The following is a 13,269-nucleotide window of genomic DNA, read 5'->3' on the forward strand; positions in this document are numbered from 1 at the left end:
GGCCGCTGCAAGGACGAAGTGCTCGGCCGCGCGGCGACAGGCTCGGCAGCGCATTGCGTGGATCGGTGCCGCAACGCGTCGCCCGGTTCCTGCTGGCGCAAGCGGATGAGGACGAGGGCAAGCAATGGGTTGGCACGCGCCAGGCGGACATCGCGGATTCGCTCGGCGTCACGCGAGAGGCGGCCGCCGCCGCCCTGAGGCGCCTCAGGGATGCGGAATTGATCGAAACGCGCTACCGCAGGATCGACGTGCTGAACATCGAGGGATTGCGGTCGATTGTGGCTTTCGTTGAAAGGTCGACATGTGCATTGGATGAAGGCGGGGCGGTCCTCTCGACATTTTCAATCGCTCGCTGCCAGTTGCCAGCGTCGTAGACGGCAGCCGACCTTGAAGCTTCTTTCGCAAGTTCATCCCAGTGTGAAGACGAAAAAAAGCCCGCTCGGCAGAGCGGGCCTATAACCCCTGTTACTGGAGTCTCAAGGAGGAGACGGGTTCATCTTAACGACGACGCCCGCGCGCCCCAACCAAGCATTCCTGCTTTGCATATGCGCAGGCGACCGCAAGCCTAGGCCGCGCGACGCGGCGCCGTCTCCACGCCATCGGACCTGAGATTTGCATCGACGAGCCGCCTGCTAATGCGATGAAATCGCAGGGTCATCAAGACGGCGACGCTCGCAAGCCCTGCCGCGAGGCCCCACCACAAGCCCTTCGCGCCCAGCCCGAAGTGAAACGCGAGCACATAGCCCGTCGGGAAACCCACGCCCCAGTAACCGAACGCGGCCGCGAGCATCGGCACGCGCGTGTCCTTGAGTCCGCGCAGACAGCCTGAGCCGACCGTCTGCATCCCGTCGACGATCTGAAACACCGCCGCCACGCCCAGCAGCGACGCCGCGAGCGACACGGTACGCGCGTTGGCGGGATCGTCGAGATGCAGATACAGCCCGACGATCGCGTGCGGCGCGACGATCAGCACGAGGCCCGAGCACATCATGAAGCCGACGCCGAGCGCCAGCGCGACGAAGCCCGCGTGACGCGCCGCCACCGGCACGCCCGCGCCGATCCAGTAGCCGACGCGCACGTTCGCCGCCTGTCCGATCGCGAGCGGCACCATGAACGCCACCGACGCCACGTTGAGCGCGATCTGATGCGCCGCGAGCGGCGATTCGCCGAGCAGGCCGACCATCATTCCGGTCGCGAGAAAGAGCGTCGATTCGACGCCATAGGTGATCGCCACCGGCCAGCCAATGCCGAACAGTTCGCCGAGAAGCGGCAGATGCGGACGCGCGGCCAGCACGAAATGCCGATAGCGCGGCCGCAGATGCAGCAGCGCCACGAGAGCGAACGCCGTCAGCCAGACGGTGATGGTCGTCGCCGCCGCCGAGCCGACAAAGCCTTCGCGCGGCAGCCCGTACGCGCCGTGAATCAACCCGTAGTTGAGAAAGCCGTTGACGAACACGCCGCCGATCGATACCCACAGAAGCCGCTTCGCCGCACCGATCGCCGGCAGAAACGCGCGCATCATCCCGATGCCGATCAGGCTGCCCGGCGTTCCCCAGCGCAGCATCGCGCAATATTCGCCGACGTTGCGCGCGAGCGTCGCCGGTTCGTGGAACGCGAGCAGGAGCTCCTCGGCGTAGCTCAACAGCGCAAACGCGGGCACGGCGAGCAGCACGGAAAGCAGCAGCCCCGTCCAGTAGATGCGAGGCACGCGGTCTTCCGCGTTCGCGCCGCGCGCATGCGCCACCGACACGCTCACCGACGTCAGTACGCCCTGCAGCAGCGTCACGACGACGAAGAACAGGTTCGCGCCGAGCCCGCCCGCAGCGAGCGCGTCGGGGCCTAGCGAGCCGAGGAGAATGGTGTCGGTGACGCCCATCGCCATTTGAGAAAGCTGCGCGATGGCGAGCGGCGCGGCGAGGCGCGCCGTGTCGACGGCATGGCGGGACAGCGTCGGCGGTCCCTGATACGCGTTCGTGGCGCGCGTGGTGTGCGATGGCATGGTCGAAGGAAACGGAACGGAACTGGCCGCGAAGCAAACGCGCGGTCAGGCGGTGAACAGCGCAAAGGGCCGACGCTGAAACCAGAACGAAAGACGACTAGCTTATTGCCTCACGCACGTCATGTCGATGCCGCGCTCCGTTATGGCCGGGTTTTGGCAATCCGGCGGCGCGCCGGCGCAAACCCGACGCCATGGGTCAGGCAGGCGCGCGCACGCGGATCTTCTGGCCGTCGATCATCACGACCTGGCCCGCGCGGATCTTGCACGTCTTGCGCAGTTCCACTTTGCCGTCGACGGTGACATCGCCCATGGCGACGCGCGCCTTCGCGGCGCCGCCGCTATCGGCAAGGCCCATCAGCTTGAGCAGATTGTGGAGTTCGACGTGATCGCCAGTGAGGGTGAACTGGAGCTGCGGCATGGCGGGCGGAAGAGTGAAAGGTGCGAAGGAAGCCATCATAAGGCATCGGGTACGCCTCGTGCTCTGTCAATGTCGACCGCGAACGATCGGACGCAAAACGCTTTATGGCCGATCGTCGGCGAATTCGGTAGCAAATGTAGCCAAGTGAAACGGACGGTAACAGCGACTGATTTCGCGAAACTCCATCACCGATCGCCGGGTCTGTTAGTTTGATCGATGCAGCTTCGGTCATCTTCTAAACGCCAACGCGTCGCGCACAGCGCTTTCAGAGCGCCAAGCCGCCGGCGCCACTAAAAAGAGGACTAGCTCATGACTAAGGCTCGAATTTTGATGATCGGCACCGCATTCGCCGCCCTCGCAGCCACCGGCGCGCAAGCGCAAACCGCCCAGCCGATGCAGCCCGCACCGGGCGCGGACACCCAGGCGCAACTCGCGCCGCCGCCGCAGAACCTCGTCGCGCCGGCATCGACCGATCCGCTGGTGCAGAAGCGCAACGCCGACGCCCAGGCGAACGCGGAATACCGCGCGTCGAAGAAGGCGTCGAAGGCCGAGTTGAAGGCCGCGGACAAGGAAGCGAAGGCGCAGTACAAGCAGGAAGTGCGCAACGCGAAGATCAACAAGAAGGCCGACAAGCAGGCCGCCAAGGACGATTTGAACGCCGCAGCCGACCGCACGCCGAAGGATCAGGGCGAGCAGCACTAAACGGGTCGCCGCGACGCCCGCAAGAGGGCGTCGCGAGGCGTTGCGCAACCACACCGGGAGAACACCATGACAAGACGTACGAATGCGTTGCTGGCGGCGCTCGTCGCGGGCGCGTTGACGAGCGTGAGCGCGGTATCGATCGCGCAAACGAGCGATGCGCCGATGACGCACGCCGACAAGAAAGCCGCGAAGAAGCAGGCTGAAGCCGACAAGGACGCGGCCGTCGCGCAGGCGAAGGCCGACAAGAAGAAGACCGAGTCGCAATCGGAAGCGAACGAAGCCGCAGCCGATGCCAAGCTGAAGAACGCGAAGAAGGCCGACTAGGGCGTCTTCTTCCGTCGATACGGCCCGCGCCTTGTTCGCGGGCCGTTGTCGTTTTAGGGCCAAAAGGCTAGCGTCGACAAAGGCTTGCACGCGTGGGTTGTATGGATATACAGTGTCGCGTCACTTCTATCCACCGCTCAAGTCCTCGTGCTCACGCTCCCCGACACCGCCGCCGAATCATCCCGCACTCAAGATCAGGCCGCAGCGGCGTATCTCGCGAAACTGAACGACGGGCAACGCCGCGCCGTCGAATTCGGCGTGGACGAACCGGGCCGCACCGGCGGCCCGCTGCTCGTCATCGCGGGCGCGGGATCGGGCAAGACGAACACGCTTGCGCATCGCGTCGCGCATTTGCTCGTGAAGGGCGCGGACCCGCATCGCATTTTGCTGCTGACGTTTTCGCGCCGCGCGGCGCTCGAAATGACGCGGCGCGTCTCGCGCATCGCCACGAACGCGCTCGGCAACCGCAGCGCCATCGCGCAAGGTCTTACGTGGTCGGGCACGTTTCACGGCGTCGGCGCGCGGCTGCTGCGCGATTACGCCGATATCGTCGGGCTTGCGCCTTCGTTCACCATCAACGACCGCGAAGACTCCGCCGATCTCATGAACCTCGTCCGGCACGAACTCGGGCTGTCGTCGAAGGAAAAGCGTTTTCCGGCCAAGTCGACGTGCTTCGCGATCTATTCGCGCGTGGTCAACACCGGCGCGTCGCTCGCGACGGTGCTCGATCAGTCGTTTCCGTGGTGCCGCGAGTGGGAAGCCGATCTGAAGCGCCTGTTTGCCGCCTACGTCAGCGCGAAGCAATCGCAAAGCGTGCTCGACTACGACGACCTCCTGCTCTACTGGTCGCATCTCGCGGCGGAGCCGGCGATTGCCGCCGATCTGTCGAGCCGCTTCGATCACGTGCTCGTCGACGAATATCAGGACACGAATCGCTTGCAGGCGAGCATTCTTCTCGCGATGAAACCCAACGGGCGCGGCCTCACCGTCGTCGGCGACGATGCGCAGTCGATTTATTCGTTCCGCGGCGCGACCGTGCGCAATATCCTCGATTTCCCGCAACACTTCGATCCGCCCGCCGCGACCGTCACGCTCGATCGCAATTACCGCTCGACGCAGTCCATTCTCGAAGCGTCGAACGCGGTCATCGGGCTTGCCGCCGAGCGGTACACGAAGGACTTGTGGACCGACAAGGCATCGGCGCAGAAGCCGCGCGTCGTCTCCGTCGCCGACGAGGCCGATCAGGCGCGCTATGTCGTCGAAAAGGTGCTGGAGGCGCGCAAGGGCGGCATGAAGCTCAAGTCGCAGGCCGTGCTGTTTCGTGCGGCGCATCACAGCGCGACGCTCGAAATCGAGTTGACGCGCAAGAACATCCCGTTCGTGAAGTTCGGCGGGCTCAAGTTTCTGGATTCGGTGCACGTGAAGGACGTGCTCGCGGTGCTGCGCTGGGCCGAGAATCCGCGCGACCGCGTCGCGGGCTTTCGGGTCGCGCAACTGCTGCCGGGCGTCGGGCCGGCGATCGCGGGACGCCTGCTTGACGGCGTCGCCCAGAACGCGCGGGCAGCCGATGCCATCGCAGCCTTCAGCGCGCCCGCACGCGCGAGCGAGGACTGGCCGCGCTTTGTCGCCCTGATGGGCAGGCTTTGCGGGCGGGAATCGGGCTGGCCCGCCGAGTTCGAAATGATCCGCCGATGGTACGAGCCGCACCTGGAGCGCAACCACGAGGACGCGGCCATTCGCATCGGCGATGTGATGCAGATGGAGAGCATCGCGTCGACGTATCCGACGCGCGAGCGCTTTCTCACCGAACTGACACTCGATCCGCCCGACGCGACAAGCGATGAATCGGGCGTGCCGCTCATCGACGAGGATTATCTGATTCTCTCGACCATCCATTCCGCGAAGGGGCAGGAGTGGCGCAACGTGTTCGTGCTTAACGGCGTCGACGGTTGCATTCCGTCCGATCTCGGCACGGGCAGCGAAGAGGAACTCGACGAAGAGCGCCGCCTGCTGTATGTCGCCATGACGCGGGCAAAGGAAGACCTGCACGTGATCACGCCGCAGCGGTTCTACGTGCACAACCAGACGAACCTCGGCGACAGGCACGTGTGGGCGCAGCGCACGCGCTTCATTCCGCCGCATCTGATGCCGCACTTCGAGGCCGCCGCATGGCCGCCCGTGCCGGTCGCCGCCGCGCCGACGGCGGCAGGGCTAGCGGCGGCGGCGAAAGCGAAGATCGATATCGCCGCGCGGCTCAAGGGAATGTGGGAGTAGGGCGCGCCCTCGTTAGCGCGAGGCCCGCGTCGCGCCTGCCGCCCGCGGCGCGTGACCGAAGATGCTCCGCAGCCACGCCGCGAACCGCGTGAAGCCGTCATACGGCTCTTCGACGAACAATTCCGGCCGCAGCGAGCGCAGATATTCGAGCAACTGCTGCGCTTCCTGCTTCTGCACCGAACCATAGAAGATGCTGAGGCGCAGCAGCGCGCGCAGTTCGCCGAGCTTTTCGCGCGCCGTCGAGCCGACGTTGGTTTCCACGGCGACCTTCGCGTCATGGACACGCTGACGAAGCGAATCGGCGAGCCGCCAGGCCGGCGTCTGCATCTTTTCCTCGACCGTGCGGATATCCGCCGCCGCCGACTTGATCTGCGAGGCGAGCACATCGACTTGCGATACATCGCCCTTCGCCTCGGTGACGATCGCCGCCGCCCATTCGCGCGATGCCTTCAGCAGATCTTCCGCGCTCCAGTCCGAACGAATCGCGAACGCGAAGCCGTGCTCCGCCGCCTGACGAATCAGGATTTCGACGACGTCCGGAAACTCCTTGTCGAGCGCGCGCTTCGCCCAGGCGTACTGGCCGTGCGTGAGCATGCGCTGCACGGCCTGCTCGGTGAGCGGCGTGGGGTTGTCGAGCAGCTTCGCGCGCAGGAAGTCCTCGAACGACGGCGTGATGAACTGAGGGTCGAGCTTCAGCGAGAGACGCAAGAACGCTTCGAAGTCGCGTTGCAGCGAAGCGATCGTCTCGTCGCGAAGCGAAAGGGTGATTTGCGGCATGTCGGTTTCCGGTTCCGCGCTCGGGGCAGCCCGATGGCCCACTCGCGGGAGATGCTGTCGGCCCGCCGGCAGAGCGGAGGCCATTCGATTCTGATATCGGCGCGGGAGCCGGAAACTTGAGTGGCTTCTGTAAGGCGCGCACTGCGCAACGCCTAACGCAACACGACCAGTTGCCAGAAGAAGAACACTGCGAGCGACACGGCGATCGTCAAAAGCGTGCGCTTCGTCAACGCGCACACGACGACGGCGACCACCGCCGCGACGAGCTGCGGATTGCGCCAGGTCAGCTCCGCGCCGGTGCCGTGCGGCGACACGGTCATCGGCACGATGATCGCGGTCAGCACCGTCACCGGGACGAAGCCGAGCGCGGTACGCACGACGGGCGCAAACGTGAGCCGCTCGCCGAGCACGAACACGGCGGCGCGGATCACATAGGTGACGAGCGCCATTCCGAAGATCAGCAGCACATAGTTCATCGCACGCGCTCCTTGTCGAGTCCCGCTTTGGCGTCCGTCATCGTCAGCAGCATGCCGACGACGACGCCCACGAGCACCGCCGCGAGCAGGCCGAGCTTGTACGGCCAGCCTTGCCACGCGAACGACAGCACGCCCGACGCCAGCGCCGCCGCCACGAAGCGCGCCGCGACGAGTTGCGGCACGATGATCGCGATGAACGTCGCGACCATCGCGAAGTCCAGCCCGAGTGATTTGAGGCCCGGAAACGCCGCGCCGAAGAACAGGCCGATGAGCGTCCACACTTGCCAGTTGAGGTACATTGCGACGCCGGAGCCGAAGAAGTAATGCGGCCCGATTTCGCCCGCCGTGCGTTTTTGGTAATGCGCGTAGGCCACGGCGAAGACTTCGTCGGTCATGAGGCCGGCCAGCGCCCAGCGCCAGCGCGCGGGCAGATGGGCGACGTAGGGCGCGAGCGTCGCCGAATACAGGATGTGCCGCAGATTGACGACGAACGTCGTCGCCCAGATGACGGCGAAGCTCGCATTCCCGGCAATCATGCCGGCCGCGATGAACTGCGCCGAGCCGGCGAACACCACGAGCGACATGAGCTGGCCGTGCCACAACGCGAGCGGACTCGCGGTGACGAGCGTGCCGAAGATGACGCCGAAAGGCGCGGCGCCGATCATCATCGGGATGGTGTCACGCGCGCCGGCGGCGAATTCGCTCAGCGCATTGGTGGATGATGATGCGGTCAAGGTGGTCCTCCCTCCAGTACGACATGTGCGTGTTGCCAGCTTGCGGAGGATAACCAGTCGTGCCCTGGCCGGCTTGTACGTTCTTGCGGTCGCGAAGCGGAAACGGCGAACTTAGCGCCAGCGTCCCGGCGCAACGCCGAACGCGCGCTTGAAGTGCCGCGTGAAATGACTCTGATCGGTGAACCCGCTGGCCGCCGCGACATGCGCGATCGACGTCCCCGCGCGCAACGCCGGCAACGCCCGCGCGATGCGCAATTGATTGCGCCATGCATGCGGCGCAAGACCCGTTTCGCGGGTGAAGAGCCGCGCCGCATGGAACATCGACAGCCCGACCGTGCGGGCGAGTTCCGCGAGCGTAACGGGTTCGAGAAGATCGTCGGCGAGGCGGGCTTTCATCGTTGCGACGCGCACCGCATCGGCAGCGAGCGGAGCGGGCGAGGGCCGTTCGAGCGCATCGCGCGCGAGCAGCGTGCTGACCGCATCGACGAGTGCGGTTTCGGCGGCGAGCGGGTCCGCGCTGGCCGCTTGTCCGGCGCGCTCCAGCGCCCGATGCGCGGCCACGAGCCGCCTGGCCAGATCGGTATCGCGGATGATGCCTGCGACGAACCACGGCGCCGCCGTCGCGCGCCCCGACATCTCGCGCGCCAGATTTTCGACGAATGGCACCGGCAGATAAAACACGCGATAGCGCCAGCCGGCATCCACGGCCCGCGCGCCGGTATGCAGCTCGCCGGGATTGATCACCGGCACCGAGCCCGCTTCGGCCACGTACCGCGAGCCGCGATAGTCATAGCATTCCGCGCCCGCTTCGATGACCGGCACCGTGTACGCGTCGTGCCAGTGCGGCGCGAATTCGTGGTCGTAGTACTCGGCGGTGACCATGTCCGCGTCCGGCACGAGCGGCGAGCGCCAGTAGCGTGCGGCGTTGGAGAAACGTGGCGCGTTCATTGAGCGGATCGTTCGAAGGCGAATTGGTCAGTTTACAACTTCGCCTGCCCGCGAGCCGTGCTCACTTCACCGGAATCGCCGTTCCCTGCGGCACCGGCACGGCCGTCACGCTGTTCTTCGCGCTGCCGCTCGCGATACGGTCGCTATACGTCAGATACACGAGCGTGTTGCGTTTCGCATCGACGATCCGCACGACATGCAGCGTCTTGAAGATGAACGACATGCGATCCGTGAACACATCGCTCTTCTGCCTGAGCGGTTCCTTGAACGCGACCGGCCCGACCTGGCGGCACGCGATCGACGCTTCCGTCGGATCTTCGGCGATGCCGAGCGTGCCTTTCACGCCGCCCGTGCGCGCCCGCGAGACATAGCACGTCACGCCGCCGACGAGCGGATCGTCATAGGCCTCGACGCTCACGCGGTCCGAGCCGGTGATGCGGAAGTTCGTGTTGACGCTCGCAATTTCCTCCGCGTGCGCGGCAGTCGCGCCAAGCAGAAAAACGAGCGATGCGGTCGAAGTCAGACGGGCGGCGCGGTTCATCACGATCCTTCGGAAAAAAGAAAAGGGCGCCGTATTGTAACGACGCCCTTCGGTGCTTTTGATGCAGTCTGTTGCTGCCGGTTCAATGGAAGATCAGATACAGAATCACGAGCACGATAACCGGCACGCCGAGCAGCCATCCGAGTAGATAAGGCATCTTGTCCTCCTTGCGCATGTTGTTGACGACGGTTTCAGTATCGCGAGTTCGTTCATCGCGCGTTAGCCGTGTGCGTCCGAAATGCGTGTAGGCGAAGTCCTATCGAATCTTACGAGCACGTTACGAATTCGTCATGTCATCGTGAGAAACGCGGCTGCGCGCCTTCCCCTTTGCGCCGTCGCGATAGAGCGCCCGCACGTAGTCGAGATGCGCGCCCGCGCAGTCCCGGGCGCGCGCCGGATCGCGGGCGATGATTGCGTCGAGCATCGCGCGATGCTGAACGAGCAGGTCGGCTTCGACTTCGTCGTCATAGTCGACGAGACGGTGCGAAGTCAGCATCGATTCGCGCACGAGTTCGTTGAGCCCGTGCATCACGTGGGCGAGCGCGACGTTGTGAGTTGCATCGGCGATGGCGAGGTGGAACGCCGCGTCCTTTTCCGCGATGCGCGCGCTTTTCTGGGCGACGGCGGCTTCGAGCGCATCGAACGCGGCGCGGATTCGCGCGAGATCGGCTTCGGTCGCGCGCTCGGCGGCGTAGGCCGTGGCGAGCGTTTCGAGGCCGTGACGCAGTTCGAGCACGTCGCCGCTGGCGTCCGGCTGCTGTTGCAGCAACGCCGCGAGCGGCAGCGACACCAGCGGCGCGGTCACGTCCGACACGACGAAGCCGCCTCGCGCCACCGCGCGAATGAAGCCATCGGATTCGAGGCGGATCAGCGCTTCGCGCAGCGACGGCCGGGACACGTTCAACTGCTCGGCCAGATCGCGCTCGGCGGGCAGGCGCTGGCCGGGCAGCAGCGTGCCGTTCGAGATCAGTTCCCGAATCTGGCCGGACACGACATCGGACAGGCGCACGCGGGCGTAGGAATGCGAGTGGACGGGCTGGAAGGTCATCGGTCGAATGAAATGCACAGGCAAAGACGCTGGATTAACCTAGTTTGACACGAAAGCGCCGGATCCTTAAAGTCTTGGTCAGACCAAGCTGACCAGACACGCGATTTCCTCCCACGATACGCCATGAAAGTTGCCCTGTTCGTCCCCTGTTTCATCGATGCGTTCTATCCGCAGGTCGGCATCGCCACGCTCGAATTGCTGGAGCGGCTCGGCGTCGATGTCGACTATCCGCAAGATCAGACCTGCTGCGGCCAGCCGATGGCTAACAGCGGCGCGCACAAGGAAGCCGCCGGCGCCGAGCGTGTGTTCGCGCGCAACTTCGCGGACTACGACTACGTGGTCGGGCCATCGGCGAGTTGCACACACCATGTGCGCGAGCACTTCACCGCCATCGAGCAGACGAGCGACGTGCAGAAGGTGCGCCGCAACACCTTCGAACTGGTCGAATTCCTGCACGACGTATTGAGGGTCCGCGAGTTTCCGTGGGCCGAGTTTCCGCATCGCGTCGGGCTGCATAACAGTTGCAGCGCAGTGCGGCATCTTCGCGAGACATCGAATTCAGAAGTCGCCGGTGTTAGATATTCGAAGCCGCGCGCATTGCTCGAGGGCGTGAAGGGCATCGAGTTCGTCTCGCCTGCGCGCCCCGATGAATGCTGCGGCTTCGGCGGCACGTTTTCGGTGACGGAGGAAGCGGTGTCCGTGCGCATGGGCCAGGACAAGGTGCGCGACCACATCGGTGCTGGGGCGGAGTACATCGTCTCGGGCGACATGTCCTGTCTCATGCATCAGCAAGGCTGCGCGGAACGCATGAAGCTCGACGCGCGGTTCATCCACATCGCGCAGGTCCTGAATGGAGCGCGGGCATGAGCAAGACCGTACGAATCGATCACGCCAAGGCGGCCGGCGCGTTTCTGCAGAAGACCGATCACGTCGCGTTTCACGACAAGCGCCTGTGGGATCTGCGCAGCAAGCGCGACGCGCAGGCGCACGGCATCCCCGAATGGGAAGCGATGCGCGAGCTGGCTTCGGGCATCAAGGAACACACGCTGTCGAATCTTGCGGACTACATCGCGCAGTTCGTCGATCAGGCGGAGAAGAACGGCGTCGTCGTGCATTTCGCGGCGAACGCGGAAGAGCACAACGCGCTCGTTCACCAGCTGATGAGCGAACGCGGCATGACGACGCTCGTGAAAAGCAAGTCGATGCTCACCGACGAGTGCTACATGCGTGACTATCTGGAGCCGCGCGGCATCACGGTGATGGAAACCGATCTTGGCGAGCGCATTCAGCAGCTCGATCATCAGGACCCGAGCCATATGGTCGTGCCGGCGGTTCACAAGCTGCGCGCGGACGTGGCCGAACTCTTTGGCCGCACCATCGGCACCGATCCCGCCAACAGCGACATTCACTATCTCGCCGAGAGCCAGCGCATGCACACGCGGCCGTACTTCGTGCGCGAGAAGACGGCGGGCATGACGGGATGCAACTTCGCGGTGGCCGAAACGGGGACGGTCGTGGTCTGCACGAACGAGGGCAACGCCGATCTGTCCGCGAACGTGCCGCCGCTGCATATCGCGTCGATCGGCATCGAAAAGATCATTCCGACGATCGCCGATCTCGGCGTCTTCGTGCGCATGTTGTCGAGAAGCGCGCTCGGCTCGCCGATCACGCAATACACGTCGCACTTTCGCGCGCCGCGGCCGGGGACGGAGATGCACTACATCCTCGTCGACAATGGACGCTCGGAGCGGCTCGCGCTCGACGACTTCTGGTATTCGCTGAAGTGCATCCGCTGCGGCGCGTGCATGAATACGTGTCCGGTGTATCGGCGAAGCGGGGGACTGTCGTATGGCGGCACGTATTCCGGGCCGATCGGCGCGATCATCAACCCGACGCACGACCTCAAACGCTATAGCAGCCTGCCGTTTGCCTCGACGATGAACGGCAGTTGCACCAACGTGTGTCCAACGAAGGTCAATATCCACGAGCAGATTTACAAGTGGCGCGAGGTGATCGCGGAGCGTCACGAAGTGCCGTTCGTGAAGAAGGAAGTGCTCAGGATGGCGGGGCGACTGCTCGCGAGTCCGACGCTTTATCGCGCGACGGTCGCCTCGCTTGGCGGCGCGTTGAAGCGGCTGCCCAACTTCGTGCTGTACAACCCGCTCAACATCTGGGGACGCCAGCGCGACTTGCCCGAAGCGCCCGTCCAGACTTTTCACGAGTGGTACAAGAAGAACCGGAAGCAAGCCAAATGACGACTCGCGAAGCATTTCTCTCGAAGATTCGCGCGGCGCAACCCGCGTCGCGCCCGCGCCCCGATCTGCCGGTTTTCCCGTCGCCCGAAGGCGATCTGATGACGCGCTTCATCACCGCGCTCACCACAATGGGCGGAACCTGCGCCCACGCCCACACTCTCGCCGATGTCGACGCGATGATCGCCGCGCGCTTCGGTGAAGGCGCGGTAGTGGCGTCGGCGGTGGAGGGCATCGCGGCCACGCGCAAGCTGTCGCCGGATACGGTGCCCGCGTCGCTGCAGGATGTCGATGTGGGCGTCGTGCGCGGACGCTTCGGCGTTGCAGAAACGGGTTCAGTGTGGTTCAGCGAGAAGGAATACGTCGTCAATTCGATCGGCTATCTCGCGCAGCATCTGGTCGTGCTGCTCGATCCCGCGCAACTCGTCGACGGTTTGCAGCAGGTTTATCGACGGCGCGATTTTCAGTCCGCGCGTTATGCGGTGCTGGTCACGGGGCCATCCGCGACGGCGGATATCGAAGGCGTGCTGATTCGCGGGGCGCAGGGCGTGAGGTCGCTGACGGTGGTGTGGATGGCGCAGGGGTGAGGGTGGGGCCTGCGCGCGGACAAAGGCGGGCGGGCGTGCCGACTGACAAAATGCTAGGAACCGAGCCGGAAACGCTGGATCGCGCACCGCGAATGGAAACGTCGCCCTGTCGCATTGCGTAAAGCGTCGCGCAAAAACAAAAAGCCCGGTCGAATGACTGGGCTTTTTGATAATGCTTTTTGGCTCCCC

Annotated in this window: 15 protein-coding genes; 7 read left to right on the forward strand and 8 right to left on the reverse strand. The window is 64.8% G+C overall.

Annotation, left to right across the window (positions count from 1 at the left end; genetic code table 11):
* Window positions 1-65 precede the first annotated feature (65 nt).
* Window positions 66-374 (forward strand): helix-turn-helix domain-containing protein, encoded by a 309-nt coding sequence (locus AB6804_RS11925; protein WP_370886637.1) that lies wholly within the window; start codon window positions 66-68, stop codon window positions 372-374.
* Window positions 375-565: 191 nt separating this feature from the next.
* Here the strand turns inward: AB6804_RS11925 and AB6804_RS11930 are convergent, their stop codons facing one another.
* Both AB6804_RS11930 and AB6804_RS11935 read right to left on the reverse strand, forming a co-directional pair.
* Window positions 566-1,999: an MATE family efflux transporter gene (locus AB6804_RS11930; RefSeq protein WP_370886638.1), complete on the reverse strand. Its 1,434-nt coding sequence runs from the start codon at window positions 1,997-1,999 to the stop codon at window positions 566-568.
* A gap of 196 nt (window positions 2,000-2,195) precedes the next feature.
* Complete coding sequence (locus tag AB6804_RS11935; RefSeq protein WP_035959636.1) at window positions 2,196-2,417, reverse strand: RNA-binding S4 domain-containing protein; 222 nt, start codon at window positions 2,415-2,417, stop codon at window positions 2,196-2,198.
* A 309-nt stretch (window positions 2,418-2,726) separates the two neighbouring features.
* Here AB6804_RS11935 and AB6804_RS11940 point away from each other — a divergent pair, with 309 nt between their 5' ends.
* From AB6804_RS11940 to AB6804_RS11950, 3 genes are all read left to right on the forward strand, one after another.
* A complete protein-coding gene (locus tag AB6804_RS11940; RefSeq protein ID WP_244794323.1) occupies window positions 2,727-3,119 on the forward strand; it encodes a hypothetical protein in 393 nt (130 codons plus the stop codon).
* A 66-nt stretch (window positions 3,120-3,185) separates the two neighbouring features.
* Window positions 3,186-3,443 (forward strand): hypothetical protein, encoded by a 258-nt coding sequence (locus tag AB6804_RS11945; RefSeq protein WP_035959634.1) that lies wholly within the window; start codon window positions 3,186-3,188, stop codon window positions 3,441-3,443.
* A 147-nt stretch (window positions 3,444-3,590) separates the two neighbouring features.
* A complete protein-coding gene (locus AB6804_RS11950) occupies window positions 3,591-5,717 on the forward strand; it encodes an ATP-dependent helicase (RefSeq protein ID WP_370886639.1) in 2,127 nt (708 codons plus the stop codon).
* A 12-nt stretch (window positions 5,718-5,729) separates the two neighbouring features.
* Here AB6804_RS11950 and AB6804_RS11955 read toward each other — a convergent pair whose 3' ends face one another.
* The 6 genes from AB6804_RS11955 to AB6804_RS11980 form a co-directional block, all read right to left on the reverse strand.
* On the reverse strand, window positions 5,730-6,494 hold the full coding sequence (locus AB6804_RS11955) for a DUF4088 family protein (protein ID WP_035959632.1): 765 nt from the start codon (window positions 6,492-6,494) through the stop codon (window positions 5,730-5,732).
* Window positions 6,495-6,646: 152 nt separating this feature from the next.
* Entirely contained in the window at window positions 6,647-6,970 is a 324-nt protein-coding gene (locus AB6804_RS11960; RefSeq protein WP_370886640.1) for an AzlD domain-containing protein, read from the reverse strand.
* Window positions 6,967-7,638, reverse strand: a complete 672-nt coding sequence (locus AB6804_RS11965) for an AzlC family ABC transporter permease (protein WP_370886820.1) — start codon at window positions 7,636-7,638, stop codon at window positions 6,967-6,969. The genes AB6804_RS11960 and AB6804_RS11965 overlap by 4 nt, the downstream gene beginning before the upstream one ends.
* A 177-nt stretch (window positions 7,639-7,815) precedes the next feature.
* Complete coding sequence (locus tag AB6804_RS11970; protein ID WP_370886641.1) at window positions 7,816-8,652, reverse strand: AraC family transcriptional regulator; 837 nt, start codon at window positions 8,650-8,652, stop codon at window positions 7,816-7,818.
* 61 nt (window positions 8,653-8,713) lie between these two features.
* Entirely contained in the window at window positions 8,714-9,193 is a 480-nt protein-coding gene (locus AB6804_RS11975) for a CreA family protein (RefSeq protein WP_370886642.1), read from the reverse strand.
* Between the two features lie 277 nt (window positions 9,194-9,470).
* Window positions 9,471-10,241: a FadR/GntR family transcriptional regulator gene (locus AB6804_RS11980; RefSeq protein WP_370886643.1), complete on the reverse strand. Its 771-nt coding sequence runs from the start codon at window positions 10,239-10,241 to the stop codon at window positions 9,471-9,473.
* Between the two features lie 123 nt (window positions 10,242-10,364).
* Here AB6804_RS11980 and AB6804_RS11985 point away from each other — a divergent pair, with 123 nt between their 5' ends.
* From AB6804_RS11985 to AB6804_RS11995, 3 genes are read left to right on the forward strand one after another with little or no spacing between them, the layout of a single operon-like run.
* Entirely contained in the window at window positions 10,365-11,108 is a 744-nt protein-coding gene (locus AB6804_RS11985; protein ID WP_370886644.1) for a (Fe-S)-binding protein, read from the forward strand.
* A complete protein-coding gene (locus AB6804_RS11990) occupies window positions 11,105-12,496 on the forward strand; it encodes a lactate utilization protein B (protein ID WP_370886645.1) in 1,392 nt (463 codons plus the stop codon). The genes AB6804_RS11985 and AB6804_RS11990 overlap by 4 nt, the downstream gene beginning before the upstream one ends.
* Window positions 12,493-13,080 (forward strand): lactate utilization protein C, encoded by a 588-nt coding sequence (locus AB6804_RS11995; protein ID WP_370886646.1) that lies wholly within the window; start codon window positions 12,493-12,495, stop codon window positions 13,078-13,080. The genes AB6804_RS11990 and AB6804_RS11995 overlap by 4 nt, the downstream gene beginning before the upstream one ends.
* Window positions 13,081-13,269: the final 189 nt, after the last annotated feature.

It is taken from the genome of Caballeronia sp. RCC_10 (assembly GCF_041360715.1).
Lineage (GTDB): Bacteria > Pseudomonadota > Gammaproteobacteria > Burkholderiales > Burkholderiaceae > Caballeronia > Caballeronia grimmiae.